Origin of the sequence: Sphingopyxis sp. BE235, assembly GCF_031457175.1 — a bacterium.
Classification (GTDB): Bacteria; Pseudomonadota; Alphaproteobacteria; order Sphingomonadales; family Sphingomonadaceae; genus Sphingopyxis.
Map to the genome: position 1 here is coordinate 278,997 of NZ_JAVDWC010000001.1, position 15,833 is coordinate 294,829.

Here is a 15,833-nt window from a genome sequence, read left to right on the forward strand (position 1 = left end):
CTTGGTCAATTCATATATAGGATAGGAAAAAACAAGTCGGATCGACTGAGGGCAATATGCTATCAGGCGGCATGACCCAAAGCCCCGATCGCGCGCCCATTCGCGCCCTCGCCCGCCGCAGCGAATCCGACATCGTCGCCGAGCTGCGTAGCGCTCTTGCCACCTCTTCGGCCAGCGTCGAAGCCGTGACACGGCGCGGGCTTGAACTGATCCGCAAGGCGAAGGCTGAGGGGGAACGCGAGACGCTCGTCGCACAGTTGATGAACCGCTATCGCCTGTCGACCGAGGAAGGCGTCGTGCTGATGTGCCTCGCCGAGGCGCTGCTGCGCGTTCCCGACAATGCCACCGCCAATGCGCTGATCCGCGACAAGATCGCCGGACGCCATTGGAAGGACGGCGAGGATGAGGACAGCCCGTTGATCGTTGCGCTGTCGTCGCGCGGGCTTTCGTTGGGTTCGGCGACGCTGATGCTCGACGCGATGGGCAGCCGGGCGAACCCGCTGACACTCTTGAAATCGATGGTCCGCCGCTCGGGCGAGCCGGTGATTCGCCAGGCGGCGCTCGCGGCGATGAAGATGCTGGGCCAGCAGTTCGTGATGGGCGAGACGATCGACGCCGCGGTCAAGCGCGCCGACAAGGAAAAGTCCGAGCTCGCAAGCTTCGACATGCTCGGCGAAGCGGCGCGCACCGCCGAGGATGCGGCGCGCTATTACGAGAGCTATGCCAATGCCATCGCGCGCATCGGCAAGGCGGCGAAGCCGGGCGACCCGCACGTCAACCACGGCATTTCGATCAAGCTGTCGGCGCTCCATCCGCGTTATGAATATCTCCAGCACGCGCGCGTGATCGGCGAACTGGTGCCGAAGGTGATCGAACTCGCGAAGGCGGCGCGCGCGGTGAACATCCCGCTGATGATCGACGCCGAGGAAACCGACCGGCTCGAGCCGCATATGGACGTGTTCGCGGCGCTGATCGACGCCGGGATCGCCGATAACTGGACCGGGCTCGGCATCGTGATCCAGGCGTATCAGAAGCGCGCGCCGGCGGTGATCGACTGGCTCGCGAACCGCGCACGGACGCGCGGGGTCAAGCTGTCGATGCGCCTCGTCAAGGGCGCCTATTGGGATACCGAGATCAAGCGCGCGCAGACGCTGGGGCTCGGCGATTTCCCGGTCTTCACGGCGAAGCTGCACACCGATCTCAACTATATGCGCTGCGCCCAGCTGCTGAGCGACTGCCAGGATTGCATCTATCCGGCGTTCGCGAGCCACAATGCGATGACGCTCGCCTTCGTCTCCGAACTGTTCGCGGACGCCGATTACGAACTGCAGCGGCTGCACGGCATGGGCGAAGGTGCGCATGACGCGCTCGTCGCGCTGTTCCCGCCGCCGCGCCCGGTACGCGTCTATGCCCCCGTGGGGACGCACCGCGACCTGCTCGCCTACCTCGTTCGCCGCCTGCTCGAAAATGGCGCGAACTCCAGCTTCGTCCATCAATTTTCCGATCCCGGCGTCACCGCCGAACAACTCGCGGTCGATCCGCGCAGCGTTGCGAGCGCGGCATCGTCGAATATCGCGACCGGGCTTGGGCTCTTCGATCCGGTGCGCCGCAATTCGCGCGGTTACGACCTCGGCGATCCGGGTGTGCCCGAGGCGCTGGTCTCGGCGATCGGTGCGGCGCGGCGGAGCGACCTGGTCGCGGCGCCGATCGTCGGCGGCGTGGCGCGCAAGGGCAAGGCCGAGGCGGTGCGCAATCCCGCGACGGGCGCCGTCGTCGGCCAGGTGATCGAGGCCGATGCCGCGACGGTCGCCGATGCCGTCGCCGCAGCGCGCAAGGCGCACGGCGACTGGAGTCTCGCGGGCGGTGCCTTCCGCGCCGAACGGCTCGAACGCGCCGCTGATTTGCTCGAGGAGCATGACGCGCTCTTCCTCGGCCTCGCGATCGACGAGGCGGGCAAGACGCTCGTCGACGCGATCGCCGAAGTGCGCGAGGCGGTCGATTTCCTGCGCTATTACGCCGCGCAGGCGCGCGCCGACTTCACCTACCCCGTCGCGCTGCCCGGCCCGACGGGCGAGCGCAACGAGCTGATGCTCGAAGGCAAGGGCGTGTTCGTGTGCATCAGCCCGTGGAATTTCCCGCTCGCCATCTTCCTGGGGCAAGTGTCGGCGGCGCTCGCGGCGGGCAACAGCGTGCTCGCGAAACCCGCCGAGCAGACCCCGCTGATCGCGCATGCCGCGGTCGAACTGTTGCTCGAGGCCGGCATCCCCGGCGACGTGCTCCATTACCTCCCCGGTCGCGGCGAAACCGTCGGCGCGGCGCTGACGAGCAACAACGACATCATCGGCGTGGCCTTCACCGGATCGACCGAGGTCGCGCGGATGATCAACCGCAGCCTCGCCGGACGCGACGGCCCGATCGCAACGCTGATCGCCGAGACCGGCGGCGCGAACGCGATGATCGTCGATTCGACCGCGCTCCCCGAACAGGTCGCGCGCGATGCCGTCGCCTCGGCCTTCCAGTCGGCGGGGCAGCGCTGCTCGGCGCTCCGCCTGCTCTGCGTGCAGGAAGATGTCGCCGATACGATGATCGAGATGGTCGCGGGCGCGATGGCCGAGCTCAACGTCGGCGATCCGTCGATCCTCGCCACCGATGTGGGTCCGATCATCGATGATGAAGCGCGGGCGAATATCGCCGCCTATGTCGCCGAAGCGCGTGCAGCAGGCCGCGTGATCGCCGAAGCCGGGCGGACGAATCTGCCCGCCGATGGTCATTTCGTGCCGCCGGTGGCGATCCGGCTCGATCATGTCACTGACCTCAAGCGTGAGATTTTCGGGCCCGTGCTGCATGTTGCGACGTGGAAGGGCGGCGAGCTCGACGCGCTCATCGATTCAATCAACGCCTCGGGCTATGGCCTCACGCTTGGTGTCCACACGCGCATCGATGGCGTGGCGGCGCACATCGCGGCGCGCGCGCAGGTCGGCAACGTCTACGTCAACCGCAATCAGATCGGCGCGATCGTCGGGTCGCAGCCGTTCGGCGGGCGTGGGCTTTCGGGCACCGGCCCGAAAGCGGGTGGCCCGCACTATCTGCACCGCTTCGCCGAGGAAAAGTCGATCTCGACCGACATCACCGCGGCGGGCGGCAATGCGGCGTTGATGGCGGGTTAGGGTCCGTACTCCATTACGGCGCCGTCGAGGTTTGAAGCAAAATGGCTCAGTGCGGGGAGAGAAGGCGCAGGAATATGTCGATATTTCAAGACTTCTCGACGAAGCAATGGGCCATTTTGATCAAATCCCTTCGGGACGTCCAAATGGCTTCCATCTCGACCCGAAAGCCGCTTTCAAGGGCAACCAGCCCTCGCGGCGCGTCTTTCGGCCCGATCTGTTCGCCATTTGGGCGCCTCGACGGCGCCGCAATGGAGTACGGACCCTGATCCTGCGCTGGCTGATGGGCGGCGGCTTCGGCAAGCTGCGCATCAGCCGGTCAGCTGTGACCACGAGGCCCGATACAGAGTGGACGGCTGTCCCGGGCAAATACGTCCGAAATCGTCTCGCGGCAAAAATGCCGCGGCGACCCTATGTTATGGTTGCCCCCCGCAGCGATGACGGCGTACCGCGTTCCGGGCGGCGCGCCAACGGGGATTTTTACGCACCCGGCACGCCGAGCAACTGCGCCTGCGCCTTCAATCGTCCCGCCGCCGCCGGGTTCGCCGCAATCCCGTCCTTCAGCGCCTGCGCGGCCTTTGCCGTCTCACCCAGCGTCATCCGGCTGCGCATCAGCATGATCCAGCGGTCGACGTCGGCCGGATTGGCCTTCAGCTTCGCCTCGAGCCCGCTCACCATGCCCTCGATCATCTGATCCTGCTGGCCCTTGGGGAGCTGCGACGCCGCTTCCATGTCGGCGCGGCTCGGCCCCGGGATCGCGCGCGCGGCAACCGGCATCTCGTTGGCGGTCAGCGGGCGCGCCGCTGTGCTCGCGAGCCGCGCCGCGATGTCGATCTTGTGGATCTGCCCGACCTGCTCGATCGTGCGGCGGAGGTCCGCCTCCCACGGTGCGCCCTGCGGCGTGTCGGCGAGCAGCGCGAACCAGTCTTCGATCGCGCCCTTGTGGTCGCCGCCAATATCCTTCTTCACCGCGAGGAAATAGCGCGCGCGCGGATCCTTGGCGTCGAGCGCGATCGCCCGGTTGAACGCTTCGAGTCCGGCGGCGGGCATCGGGTCGCTGTCGCTTCCCATCACTCGCGCCTCGCCCAGCGCCGACCAAAGACCTGCCGAATCGGGTGAAAGCGCGACCGCTTTCTCATACGCCCCGGCCGCACCCACGAAATCGCTCAGGTCGAATCGCGCCGCGCCGAGTGCGGTCCACGCTTCGGCACTGTTCGGCTCGCGCTTCGTGCGCGCTTCCAGCTCGGCGAGTTGATCGGACGGTGCGCCCGTGCCCTGCGTTGCGAGATCGGGCGTCGAGGGGCCGGAATCGCGCCAGATTGCATAGCCGATGGCGGCGGCCAGCAGAATGAAGGCGGCGATCAATATCATCCGGTTCGTGCCCGTCATGCCGCCCGCCATCTTGTTGCTCTCGCTCATTTTTGCCCCTCTTGTGCGCGCCGCGAAAAAATGCCGCCTGTGCGCGCAGTCATATTGCCTTTGCTTGGCGATGGTGTAGCCTTTGGCATACAAGGTCGGTCAACGATAAAATCGTCAGGGGTCGCACCGGCTTTCCCAGTCATACAGGGGAGGGGTGCATGGCAGTTTCGGATCACGTCGACTTTTCGACGTTCATGGAAGGCGTGAAAAAGCGCAACCCGGGTCAGCCCGAGTTCGTCCAGGCGGTGCAGGAGGTGTCGGAGGACATCTTCGATTTCATCGCCGACAAGGAAGAATATCACGCGCAGCAGATATTGCGGCGCATCGCTGAACCCGACCGCGTCGTGTCTTTCCGCGTCTGCTGGGAAGACGACAATGGCAATATCCGCGTCCAGCGCGGCTGGCGCGTCCAGAACAACAATGCCATCGGCCCGTACAAAGGCGGTATCCGCTTTCATCCGAGCGTCACCGAAAGCGTTCTCAAGTTTCTGGCGTTCGAACAGACGTTCAAAAATGCGCTCACCGGGCTGCCGATGGGCGGCGGCAAGGGCGGCTCGAACTTCAATCCCAAGGGCAAGAGCGTGCGCGAGATCATGCGCTTTTGCCAGAGCTTCATGACCGAACTTTATCGCCACATCGGCGCCGACATTGATGTGCCGGCGGGCGACATCGGCGTCGGCGGGCGCGAAATCGGCTTCATGTTCGGCCAGTATAAGCGGATCACCAACGAATTTACCGGCGTGCTCACCGGCAAAGGCCTCGAATGGGGCGGCTCGCTGATCCGCACCGAGGCGACGGGCTATGGCGCGGTTTACTTCCTCGCCAACATGCTCGCAGCGAAAGGGCAGGATCTCGTCGGCAAGACGGCGGTCATTTCGGGATCGGGCAATGTCGCGACGCATGCCGCCGAAAAGATCGTCCAGCTCGGTGGCAAGGTGCTGACGCTCTCGGATTCGGGCGGCTTCATCCACGATCCCGACGGCATCACGCAGGAAAAGATCGACTGGGTGAAGGCGCACAAGACGCATCGCCGCGGCCGGATCGAGGAATATTGCGACGAATTCAAAAGCGCGAGCTTCACTGCGGGCAAGACGCCGTGGGGCGTGAAGTGCGACGTTGCTTTGCCGTGCGCGACGCAGAACGAATTGCTCGGCGACGATGCCAAGGCGCTGGTCGCAAACGGATGCATCGCGGTCAGCGAGGGCGCGAACATGCCGACGAACCTCGAAGGCGTGCATGTCTTCAAGGACGCGAAGATCATGTTCGCACCCGGCAAGGCGGCGAATGCCGGCGGCGTTGCTGTGTCGGGGCTCGAAATGAGCCAGAACAGCGGGCGCCGCGCCTGGAGCGAAGGCGAGTTGCAGCAGATGTTGAAGGACATCATGGACGGCATCCACAAGAGCTGCATTACTTATGGCGATCAGGGCGACGGCTATATCGATTATGTAAAGGGCGCCAATATCGCGGGATTCAAGAAGGTTGCCGACGCGATGCTGGCTTTCGGGGTGGTGTAATTCGGCTCAAGGCGTAAAAGCGCCGGGTTGGGGAAAAGGGGTTCTGCGGATGACGACGCACGCTGGAAAGGAGCGCGCCGATCGGCCTTGGGCGGTATTTGCCGCCCTGACGCTGCTCGCGCTTGCCATTGCGGCGTTCGTCTTCGCAGCCCCCGCCCGGTCGCAGGGCGAAAGCGGCGCGCGCTATACCGGCGTCGCCTCGTGCGCGGGGTCGACCTGCCACGGCCGGATGGAGGGTGACGGCACCGTCGTCCGTCAGGACGAGCTGATGAAATGGCAGGAACCGTCGACCCCCGGCGGCGCGCATAGCCGCGCGTGGGCGGTGCTCAGCAATAACCGCAGCCAGTTCATCGCGCGCAATCTCGGCATCGGTGACCCATCCAAGGCGCAGATGTGCCTCGGCTGCCACAGCACCGCGGGCACCGCGCGCGCGGTTCCCGCCGAAGATGGCGTCGGCTGCGAATCGTGCCATGGTCCGGCGGGCGGCTGGCTCGCAAGCCACTATGCCGGGGTCGGGACGAACGCCGATCCCGACCGCGAAATGCGAGCCAAGCATCTCGCGAACCTGTCGGCGGGGCTGAAGAAGCTTGAGGACCCGGTCGTCCGCGCGGGCGTCTGCGTCGACTGCCATTTCGGGTCGGCGGGCGATGGCCAGTTCGTCACCCACCGTATCATGGCGGCGGGGCATCCGCGCATTTCGTTCGAGCTCGACCTTTTCTCGTCGCTCCAGGCGCACCATCAGGAGGATGCCGACTATGGCTGGCGCAAGTTCGGTGCCGCGAACCGGCGCACCGATCATGTCCAGATGTGGGCGGTAGGGCAGGCGACCGCGATCGAGCGCAGCCTCGCGCTGTTTCAGACGCGGCGCGGGACCGAGGGCATGTTCCCCGAATTTTACTTCCTCGATTGCCACAGCTGTCACCGCCGCATCTTCGACCAGGCGAAGCCGGTGCGCACGGGGCTCGACAATCCCGGCCGCTCGATCCCCGAAGGCATGCCGCCCTATAATGACGAGAATCTGATCATGCTGGCGGCGGCGGCACGTATGGCGTCGCCTTCGCTCGCCGACCAGCTCGCGGTACGCACCGCGGCGTTCCACAAGGCGATGGCGAGCGACCGGCCGAGTGCGGTCGCTGCCGCGGCGCAGCTTTCGCAGACGGTCGCGGCGCTCAAGAGCGCCTTTGCGTCGCGCAGCTTCTCGGGCGCCGATGCCTTTGCGATGGTCGACGCGATTTCGGCGAAGGCGATCAGCGACCGCTACACCGACTATTCGGGGTCGCAGCAGGCCGTCATGGGCGTCGACACCTTGCTCAACGCGATGGTCTCGTCGGGCCGCGTCACCGTGGGCGCGGCGGCGGGCATCCGGGGCGACATCGACCGCGCTTACGCCGCGGTGAAGGACCCTAACGCGTACAAACCCTCCGAATTCCAGGCTTCGTTCGGCAGCGCTGTGCGCGCGATCGGAGCGCTGCGGTAAGATCATGCGAAGCAAGACCCATCTTTTCCGTTCGGCCGCCTTTGCCGCGATAGGCGCGTTGCTGCTCACCTCGTGCGGCGGTGGTGGAGGCGGTGGTAGTACGCCGACCCCGACACCCACGCCGACCCCCACGCCAACGCCGACTACGGTGTATACGCCGCCCGCCGCCGAAGCGCTGACCACGGCGGACGTCGAGCGCGTGCTCGCCCAGGCGATATCGGAAGCGCAGGCGCGTAGCCTGCCATCGGTGATCGCGGTGACCGACCGTGTGGGTAACGTGCTCGGCGTGTTCCGCATGACCGGCGCACGCGCGACCGCGACGACCGCGCCCGCTCCGAACGGCGTGAATATCGACGCGCAGAATGTTACTTTCCCGGCCGAGGGCGGCGCGATCGCCAAGGCGGTGACCGGCGCGTACCTCTCGAGCGGGGGCAACGCTTTCTCGACCCGCACCGCGAGCCAGATCGTCCAGGAACATTTCCCGCCCGCGCCGACTACGGTGGGGCTCGAAAGCGGTCCCTTGTTCGGCGTCCAGTTCAGCCAGCTGCCATGCAGCGACCTGTCGGCACGTTTCGGCGCGCCGGGCGCGGCGGCGTTGATCGGTCCCAAACGCTCGCCGCTCGGCCTCGCCGCCGATCCGGGCGGATTGCCGCTCTACAAGAATGGCGTACTCGTCGGCGGCATCGGGGTGATGGGCGACGGTGTCTATGGCAGCGATCCGAACATCCTCGACATCGACAACGACCCCGAGGAGTTCATTGCGCTCGCGGGAACGCGCGGGTTCGAAGCGCCGGGGGCGATCACCGCCGACAAGATCACGGTCGACGGGACGAGCCTGCGCTTTTCGGACGCGACCTTCGCCGGGGTGATGTCGAGCGGCAGCGCGAGCTTTGCGAGCCTCAACGGCACCGCGGGCAATCTTGTCTCGGTGATCGGCTATGCCAATGCCGCGGTGACCGCGGGGGTCGCCTATGGCAGCGAGGCGTCGGGCGTCCGCGCCTCGACGCCGGCCGAATTTTCGAACCGCGATGCGTTCGTCCTCACCAACGGCAGCGGCACGAACCGCTATCCGCTGCGCGCGGGGACCGACGGCGCGACGAACAGCGCGCCGCTGACGCAGGCCGAGGCGCGCGCGGTGCTCGAGGAAGCCTTCACCGTGATGAGCCGCGCGCGCGCGCAAATCCGCCGCCCGCTCGACAGCCGCGCGCAGGTGACGATCAGCATCGTCGACACGCACGGGTCGGTGCTCGGCATCGTGCGCTCGCCCGACGCGCCGATCTTCGGCACCGATGTGTCGTTGCAAAAGGCGCGGACCGCAGCCTTCTTCTCGGGCGCGCAGGCGGGAGGCGAACTCGGCGCCAATGCCAGCGCCGACGTGCGCCAGTTCGTCACCGCAACACGAACCTTCCTGAACAATCCGGCCGCGCTCACCGGAACAATCGCCTTTTCCGACCGCGCGAACGGCAATCTGTCGCGCCCCTATTTCCCCGATGGCGAGGTCGGCCGTCCGCAAGGGCCGCTGTCGCGCCCGATCGCACAGTTCAACCCCTTCTCGACCGGGCTGCAATCGGCGCTGATCATCGGCAATCTCGGCGCACATCTCGGCTTCGTTTCGGGCGCCAGTCCGACCGATACTCCGCAGCGCTGCACGACCTTGCCCGACGTTGCCGCGGGGCAGAACCGGCTGCAGAACGGCATTCAGATCTTCCCCGGATCGGTCCCCATCTATCGCGGCAACCAACTGGTCGGCGCGATCGGTGTGTCGGGCGACGGCATCGATCAAGACGACATGATCAGTTTCCTCGGTGCGCATAATGGCGGCGCGCGCGTCGGCGGCATCGGCAATGCGCCGGCCGCGATCCGTGCGGACACCGTCGTCGTAAATGTCGGCGCCGGGGTTCGCCTGCGTTACATCAGCTGCCCGTTCGCCCCTTTCCTTGATACGGCGAACCAGAATGTCTGCAACGGGCTATAGGCGATGATGACGGGGGGCAGCCTTTGGCCGATCATCGCGACACTCGCGGCGCAGGGCGCGCCGGGGGCCGATGTCACGCCGCCGCCGCCCGCGCCCGAAGGTCCGCCGGTCGCGGGTGACGCGGCGCCCGCAGAGCAGCTCGCCGAAGAGCTGATTCCGCCGCCGCCGCCCGTCGACTGGCAGGAGGTGATCAAGGACGACCCGGTGACGCAGATCATCGAGGGCCGCCGCCGCCCCGGCTATCGCCCCGACCGTCCCGACGCCCTGAGCCAGGACAATGTCGGCGCGCTGCGCCCGCCGCCGCCGCAAGCCTTTCCGGGGATGGAGGACCAGCTGCCCGTTCCGGACCGCTGGCGCCTCATCGAAACGCTTGGCGTGGTCAAGGAACGCTGGTTCGACCCCTATAACCAGAACACCTACAAGGGCGACCGCGCGATCGACCGCAGCAAGGTCAAATGGCTGCCGATCAAGGGCGACGACTGGTTCTTTGTCGCCAACGCCGTGTCCGACACGGTGTTCGAACCGCGCACTTTCCCGATCCCCGTCGGCGTCCAGACGACCGAACGGCCGGGCAGCCTCGACGTGTTCGGCAAGGATCGCAGCTTCGTCTTTGCGCAGACCTTCATCGCCGGCGCGGCGCTGATCAAGGGCTCGACCGCGTTCAAGCCACCCGACATCGAATATCGCGTCACGCTCGCCTATCAGGCCAATTATGTCGACGTGCCCGAACGGCGCGTGCTCGACGTGCGCCCGTCGAAGGCGAGCCATCGTTATGACTCATTTCTCGGGGTGCAGGAGCTGTTCGTCGACAAGCATCTCGGCAACACGTCCGACCGATATGATTTTTATTCGATCCGCCTCGGCATCCAGCCGTTCCAGAGCGATTTCCGCGGTTTCCTGTTCAACGACAGCCAGCTTGGCATCCGCCTGTTCGGCAACCGCGACAACAACCGCTTTCAATATAATCTCGCGGCCTTCTGGCGGCTCGAAAAGGACACGAACAGCGGCCTCAACGACATCACCCAGACCCCGCGCAGCGATTTCATTTTCACGGGCAATCTTTATCGCCAGGATTTCCCGGTCGTCGGGCTGACCAGCCAGGTCAGCGTGACGTATAATATGAACCGCGAAAAGAATGACGTGCAGATCGACCATAATGGCTTCCCTGTGCGGCCGGCGCTGCTTGGCGATTTGCGTGGCCGCGAATATGATGTCGTTTATCTGGGCTACAGCGCCGACGGCCGCGTCGGCCGTATCAACGTCACCGCGAGCTTCTACGCCGCGCTGGGCGAGGACCGGAACAGCTTCTTCACGAGCAAGCCTGCCGAAATCCGGGCGGGTTTCGGCGCGGTCGAACTCAGCTACGATCACGACTGGATGCGCTTCCGCCTGTCGGGACTCTACGCGACCGGTGACGGCGATCCGTATAACAAGACCGAGGGCGGGTTCGACGCGATCTTCGAGAATCCGATCTTCGGCGGCGCCGACACCAGCTACTGGATTCGCCAGACGATCCCCTTCGCGGGCGGCGGGCGCGTCATCGCGATCAGCGGTCGCAACGGAATCCTGAATTCGCTGCGCTCATCGAAGGAAGAGGGGCAGTCGAACTTCAACAATCCGGGCACCGTCTTCGTCGGCGCGGGTGCCGATTTCGACCTGACCCCCGAATTCCGCGTGAGCACCAATTTCAACCATCTGTGGTTCGAAAATACGTCGAGCCTGCAGGCGCTGCGCACCGAAGGCTCGATCCCCAAGGATATCGGTTTCGACCTGTCGGTGGCGACGATCTGGCGGCCGAAGGCGACGCAGAACATCGTCGGGCGCCTCAGCGGCGCGGTGCTGCTGCCCGGCAAGGGGTTCAAGGACCTGTTCGACAACAAGCAGAAGAATGACGCCTACGTCTCCATCCTCGCCAATGTGATCGTGAGTTTCTGATCGTGACGCGCAAACTCTTCGCCCTCTTCGCCTTCTTGCTGATGAGCATCAGTCTGGGCGTGAGCGTCACGCGCGCGGCCGAAGAGGAAAAGCCGCTCAAGATCGAATATCGCTTCACCCCGCCGGCGCCGCGCGAGCAGAGCGATGCCGATGTCAGCGCGAAATCGGAGGGCTGCTACAGCTGCCACACGCGTACCGACCAGCCGTCGATGCACGCGACCCCCGCGGTGAAGCTTGGCTGTACCGACTGCCACGGCGGCGATGCGAGCCAGCGCGGCACGCCGAGCCTTGGCTACCAGCATCCGACGAACAAGGCGGTGATGGCGCTCGCGCACCCGCAGCCGACGCTGCCCGGCGCGTGGCACGACAGTTCGGCGAACCCGCAGCGCAGCTATACGTTGCTCAACAAGGAATCGCCTGAATTCATCCGCTTCGTGAACCCCAGCGACTATCGCGTCGCGCGCGAAGCGTGCGGTTCGTGTCATCTCGAGGTGATCGAGGCGACCGAGCGGTCGATGATGTCGACCGGCGCGATGCTGTGGGGCGGCGCGGCGTATAACAACGGCATCGTCCCCTATAAGAACTACATCTTCGGCGAGGCTTATACCCGCAAGGGCGAACCCGCGTGCATCCTGTCGCCCTCGTCGCGGTTGACCGCCGAGGAATATAAGGAAGCGTGCAAGCCGAGCTTTGGCTTCGACAAGATTCTGACCGACGAAGAGAAAAAGCGCGGCGCGCTCGCGAAAATGTATCCGTTGCCGCGCTGGAGCGTGCTGCCGCCGGGCGACGTGTTCCGCGTGTTCGAACGCGGCGGGCGCAACATCAACACGCAATTCCCCGAAATCGGCCTGCCCAACCCGACGGGCAGCATCCAGCGGCTCGAGGAACCCGGCCGCCCCGACCTCAAGCAATCGAACCGCGGGCCCGGCACCGGCCTGCGCGTCTCGATCCCCGTGCTCAACATCCACAAGACGCGCCTCAACGACCCGCTGTCATGGTTTATGGGGACGAACGACCAGCCCGGCGACTATCGCCATTCGGGCTGTTCGGGCTGTCACGTCGTCTACGCTAACGACCGCGAGCCGCGGCACAGCCTGACCTATGCCAAATTCGGCCGCGACGGCGAGACGGCGACGGTCGATCCGACGATTGCGGAGAAGAAATGGAAGCCCGAAGGCGGGCACGGCGGCGATGCGCATGGCGCGGGCGACGGCCATCAGGCCGGCGGCGGTCATGGCGCGCTGGTCGATCCCGCCGATCCCGACGTTCCGGCACGCCCCGAGCAGCAGCCGCGCCGCGAATCGGGGCATCCGATCAGCCACACCTTCACCCGCGCGATCCCCACGTCGCAGTGCATGTCGTGCCACATGCACCAGCCGAACATCTTCCTGAACTCCTACCTCGGCTACACGATGTGGGATTATGAATCCGACGCGCCGCAGATGTGGCCGGGCCCCGACAACACGGCGCCGCGCCCGTCGGGAATGAGCGACGAAGAGTATCACAAGAAATACAAGCAGCAGCGCTATCCGACCGCGGCCGAGGTCCATCAGGTGCTCGAACGCAACCCCGAGGGCGCGGCGACGCGCGGGCTGTGGGCGGACGTCGAGTTTTTGCGCGACGTCTATGACGTCAACGACAGCAACAAGGATACGCAGTTCGCCGATTATCACGGCCATGGCTGGAATTTCCGCGGGATCTTCAAGCGCGACCGCAACGGCAATCTGCTGACCGCCGACGGCAATATGTCGACCTATGGCACCGACACCGCGAATATCATCGATCCCAAGGATCCCGAAAAATGGCGCAAGAGCTGCAGCCATTACACCGATCCCAAGGAGCGCGACATCTGCCTGTCGAGCGCCGATCCGGGCCGGCCGGGTGTAGAGGGCAAGTTCGTGCCGCCCGGGATCAATCCCGGCAAGGCGGTCCATATGATGGACATCCACGCCGAAAAGGGCATGCAATGCGCCGACTGCCACTTTGCGCAAGACAGCCACGGCAACGGCTATATCCAGGGCGAGGTCGCGAACGCGGTCGAGATCAGCTGCAAGGATTGCCACGGCACCGCCGACGCTTTCCCGAACCTCTTGACCTCGAACGTCGCCGCGCGGCCGCAGGGCAATAATCTCGCGCTGCTGCGCAATCCCGACGGGCGTCGCCGCTTCGAATTCCAGTATAATGACGATGCCGAAGTGATCGGGCTGATCCAGCGTTCGATCGTCGATCCGAAGCTCGAATGGCAGGTCAGCCTCGTCAAGCAGGCGGTGACTCCGGGGCCGCATTTCAACGCCAAGGCGGCGCGCGCGAAGCTGATGGCCCGCGCGGGCAGCGAGGACGGCAAGTTCGAATGGGGACCCGGCGTCGCGAAGGAGGATCGCGCGCACGGCGACGACAAGATGACCTGCTTCACCTGTCACCTTAGCTGGACCACCAGTTGCGGCGGTTGCCATTTGCCGATCGAGGCGAACTGGAAGACCAAGATGCACCATTTCGAGGGGGAGGAGACGCGCAACTTCGCGACGTACAACCCGCAGGTGGCGCGAGACGAGATGTTCCAGCTCGGCCGGCACCAGCTCACCAAGCCCGGCGAGCCCGGCCCGAACGGCGAGGCGCGCGGTATCATCACGCCGGTGCGCTCGACCTCGGCGCTGGTGCTGTCGTCGACGAACATCAATCGCGAGCGCATCTATGTGCAGCAACCGCCGATCTCGTCGGCGGGCTATTCTAGCCAGGCGTTCGCGCCGCACTTCCCGCACACGGTGCGGCGTTCCGAAACCAAGCAGTGCAGCGACTGCCACCTTTCGGTGGCCGACGACAATAATGCGATCATGGCGCAGCTCAATTTGCTCGGCACCAATTTCGTCAATTTCGTCGGTTTGAATGTCTGGTCGGGTCAGGAAAACAGCTTCCAGGCGACGCGCGTCACCGAATGGGACGAACCGCAAGCGGTGATCGGCAGCTATCTCCAGAAATATGCCTATCCCGATTATTGGAAGCTGCACGTCGAACAGAATGGCCGCGAGCTCAAAAATTGGGTGCGCGGCAAGACTTTCGACGAGAAGGGCTCGGGCGAAACGCACGCACTCGAGGAATTCGCCAATATCGTCCAGGGCACGAGCGGGCGCGTGAACTGCCTGCAGCAGCGCGGCGAATATATGTTCGTCGCCGAAGGCAAGGGCGGCTTCCGCGTCTATGACGTCGCGTCGATCGGCAACAAGGGCTTCTCCGAACGCATCATCCGCGCGCCCTTCTCGGCGCTCGGGCACGACACGCATGTGAAGACGAAGAATGCGACGTGCATGGCGATCGCGACGACGCAGCCGGTCAGCGTGTCGCGCAACGAGAATATCGTGAAGAATTTCCCCGAGAACCACGAACAGGTGATGCACGACATCTACCGTTACGCGGTGATCACCGACAGCGTCGAAGGGCTGGTGCTCGTCGACATCGACACATTGGCCGACGGTGAATTCCGCAACAACAAGTTCAAGCGCGCGCTGACGTGGAACGAGGGCAACGTGCTGGCGGGGGCGCGGCATGTGACGCTCGCGGGCAGCATGGCCTACATCACCACCGACGCGGGCCTCGTCGTGCTCGACCTGTCGACGCCGCTCCAGCCCAAGGTCACGGCGCAGCTGCCGCTGACCGATGCGCGTGCGAGCGCGGTGCAGTTCCGTTACCTCTGGGTCACCGATGCCGAAGGCGTGAAGCTGTTCGACGTCACCAATCTGGCGCAGCCGGTAGCGGTGCCCGCGGGCACGGTGCGGCTCGCCAACGCGCGGAAAATCTATCTGGCGCGCACCTATATGTATGTCGCGGCGAAGGCGGACGGGCTGGTGATCGTCGATGTGACGCGCCCCGCAGCGCCGATCGTCTGGCCGGGGCTGACCTTTGGCGGCGCGCTCAATGATGCCGAGGACGTGATCGTCGCATCGACCAATGCGTCGCTCTTCGGTTATGTCGCCGACGGGCGGAACGGGATCAAGGTACTGCAGCTAACCAGCCCCGACAACCCGGGCCTTTACGGCTTCTCGCCGAAACCGACCCCCGAGCTGATCGCGTGGGCGAAGACGCCGTCGCCCGCGCTCGCGCTGTCGAAGGGTCTCGACCGCGACCGCGCGGTCGACGAGACGGGCGGCCAGATGGCGGTTTTCGGGCGCGTCGGATCGCGGCCGTTCACGCGGCCCGAAATGGAGAAGCTGTTCCTGAACAGCAAGGGCGTGGTCTACAAGGTCAGCGACGAGGTCGACCAGAATGCCTGGCGGCCGCCGCTGCTCTACGCGAACTGATGAATCGTCGTCCCAGCGACAGCTGGGACCGCCATCGTTCCGAAAAATGCTGCCAGC

Annotated in this window: 7 protein-coding genes; 6 read left to right on the forward strand and 1 reads right to left on the reverse strand. The window is 65.3% G+C overall.

The features are described from left to right. Positions 1 to 71: 71 nt before the first annotated feature. A complete protein-coding gene (gene putA / locus J2X38_RS01435; protein WP_310250452.1) occupies positions 72 to 3,167 on the forward strand; it encodes a bifunctional proline dehydrogenase/L-glutamate gamma-semialdehyde dehydrogenase PutA in 3,096 nt (1,031 codons plus the stop codon). Between the two features lie 477 nt (positions 3,168 to 3,644). On the opposite strand, the gene J2X38_RS01440 is transcribed toward putA, so the two are convergent. Further along, complete coding sequence (locus J2X38_RS01440) at positions 3,645 to 4,583, reverse strand: tetratricopeptide repeat protein (RefSeq protein WP_310250454.1); 939 nt, start codon at positions 4,581 to 4,583, stop codon at positions 3,645 to 3,647. Positions 4,584 to 4,741: 158 nt separating this feature from the next. Between J2X38_RS01440 and gdhA the strand changes: the two genes are divergently transcribed. From gdhA to J2X38_RS01465, 5 genes are read left to right on the forward strand one after another with little or no spacing between them, the layout of a single operon-like run. Then, positions 4,742 to 6,097 (forward strand): NADP-specific glutamate dehydrogenase, encoded by a 1,356-nt coding sequence (gene gdhA / locus J2X38_RS01445; protein WP_310250457.1) that lies wholly within the window; start codon positions 4,742 to 4,744, stop codon positions 6,095 to 6,097. 49 nt (positions 6,098 to 6,146) lie between these two features. Beyond that, positions 6,147 to 7,574 carry a multiheme c-type cytochrome gene (locus J2X38_RS01450; RefSeq protein ID WP_310250460.1) on the forward strand — a complete coding sequence of 476 codons (1,428 nt, stop codon included), beginning with the start codon at positions 6,147 to 6,149 and terminating at the stop codon, positions 7,572 to 7,574. Positions 7,575 to 7,578: 4 nt separating this feature from the next. Further along, positions 7,579 to 9,549 carry a heme-binding protein gene (locus J2X38_RS01455; RefSeq protein WP_310250462.1) on the forward strand — a complete coding sequence of 657 codons (1,971 nt, stop codon included), beginning with the start codon at positions 7,579 to 7,581 and terminating at the stop codon, positions 9,547 to 9,549. A 3-nt stretch (positions 9,550 to 9,552) separates the two neighbouring features. After that, positions 9,553 to 11,484 (forward strand): hypothetical protein, encoded by a 1,932-nt coding sequence (locus J2X38_RS01460; RefSeq protein WP_310250465.1) that lies wholly within the window; start codon positions 9,553 to 9,555, stop codon positions 11,482 to 11,484. A 41-nt stretch (positions 11,485 to 11,525) separates the two neighbouring features. Then, entirely contained in the window at positions 11,526 to 15,776 is a 4,251-nt protein-coding gene (locus J2X38_RS01465) for a hypothetical protein (protein WP_310252653.1), read from the forward strand. Positions 15,777 to 15,833: the final 57 nt, after the last annotated feature.

Excerpts from the sequence above, each read along its gene's own strand:
- J2X38_RS01455 (WP_310250462.1), top strand. The coding sequence starts at position 7,579 with ATGCGAAGCAAGACCCATCTTTTCCGTTCGGCCGCCTTTGCCGCGATA.
- J2X38_RS01440 (WP_310250454.1), bottom strand. The coding sequence starts at position 4,583 with ATGAGCGAGAGCAACAAGATGGCGGGCGGCATGACGGGCACGAACCGG.
- J2X38_RS01460 (WP_310250465.1), top strand. The coding sequence starts at position 9,553 with ATGATGACGGGGGGCAGCCTTTGGCCGATCATCGCGACACTCGCGGCG.
- putA (WP_310250452.1), top strand. The coding sequence starts at position 72 with ATGACCCAAAGCCCCGATCGCGCGCCCATTCGCGCCCTCGCCCGCCGC.
- gdhA (WP_310250457.1), top strand. The coding sequence starts at position 4,742 with ATGGCAGTTTCGGATCACGTCGACTTTTCGACGTTCATGGAAGGCGTG.
- J2X38_RS01450 (WP_310250460.1), top strand. The coding sequence starts at position 6,147 with ATGACGACGCACGCTGGAAAGGAGCGCGCCGATCGGCCTTGGGCGGTA.
- J2X38_RS01465 (WP_310252653.1), top strand. The coding sequence starts at position 11,526 with ATGAGCATCAGTCTGGGCGTGAGCGTCACGCGCGCGGCCGAAGAGGAA.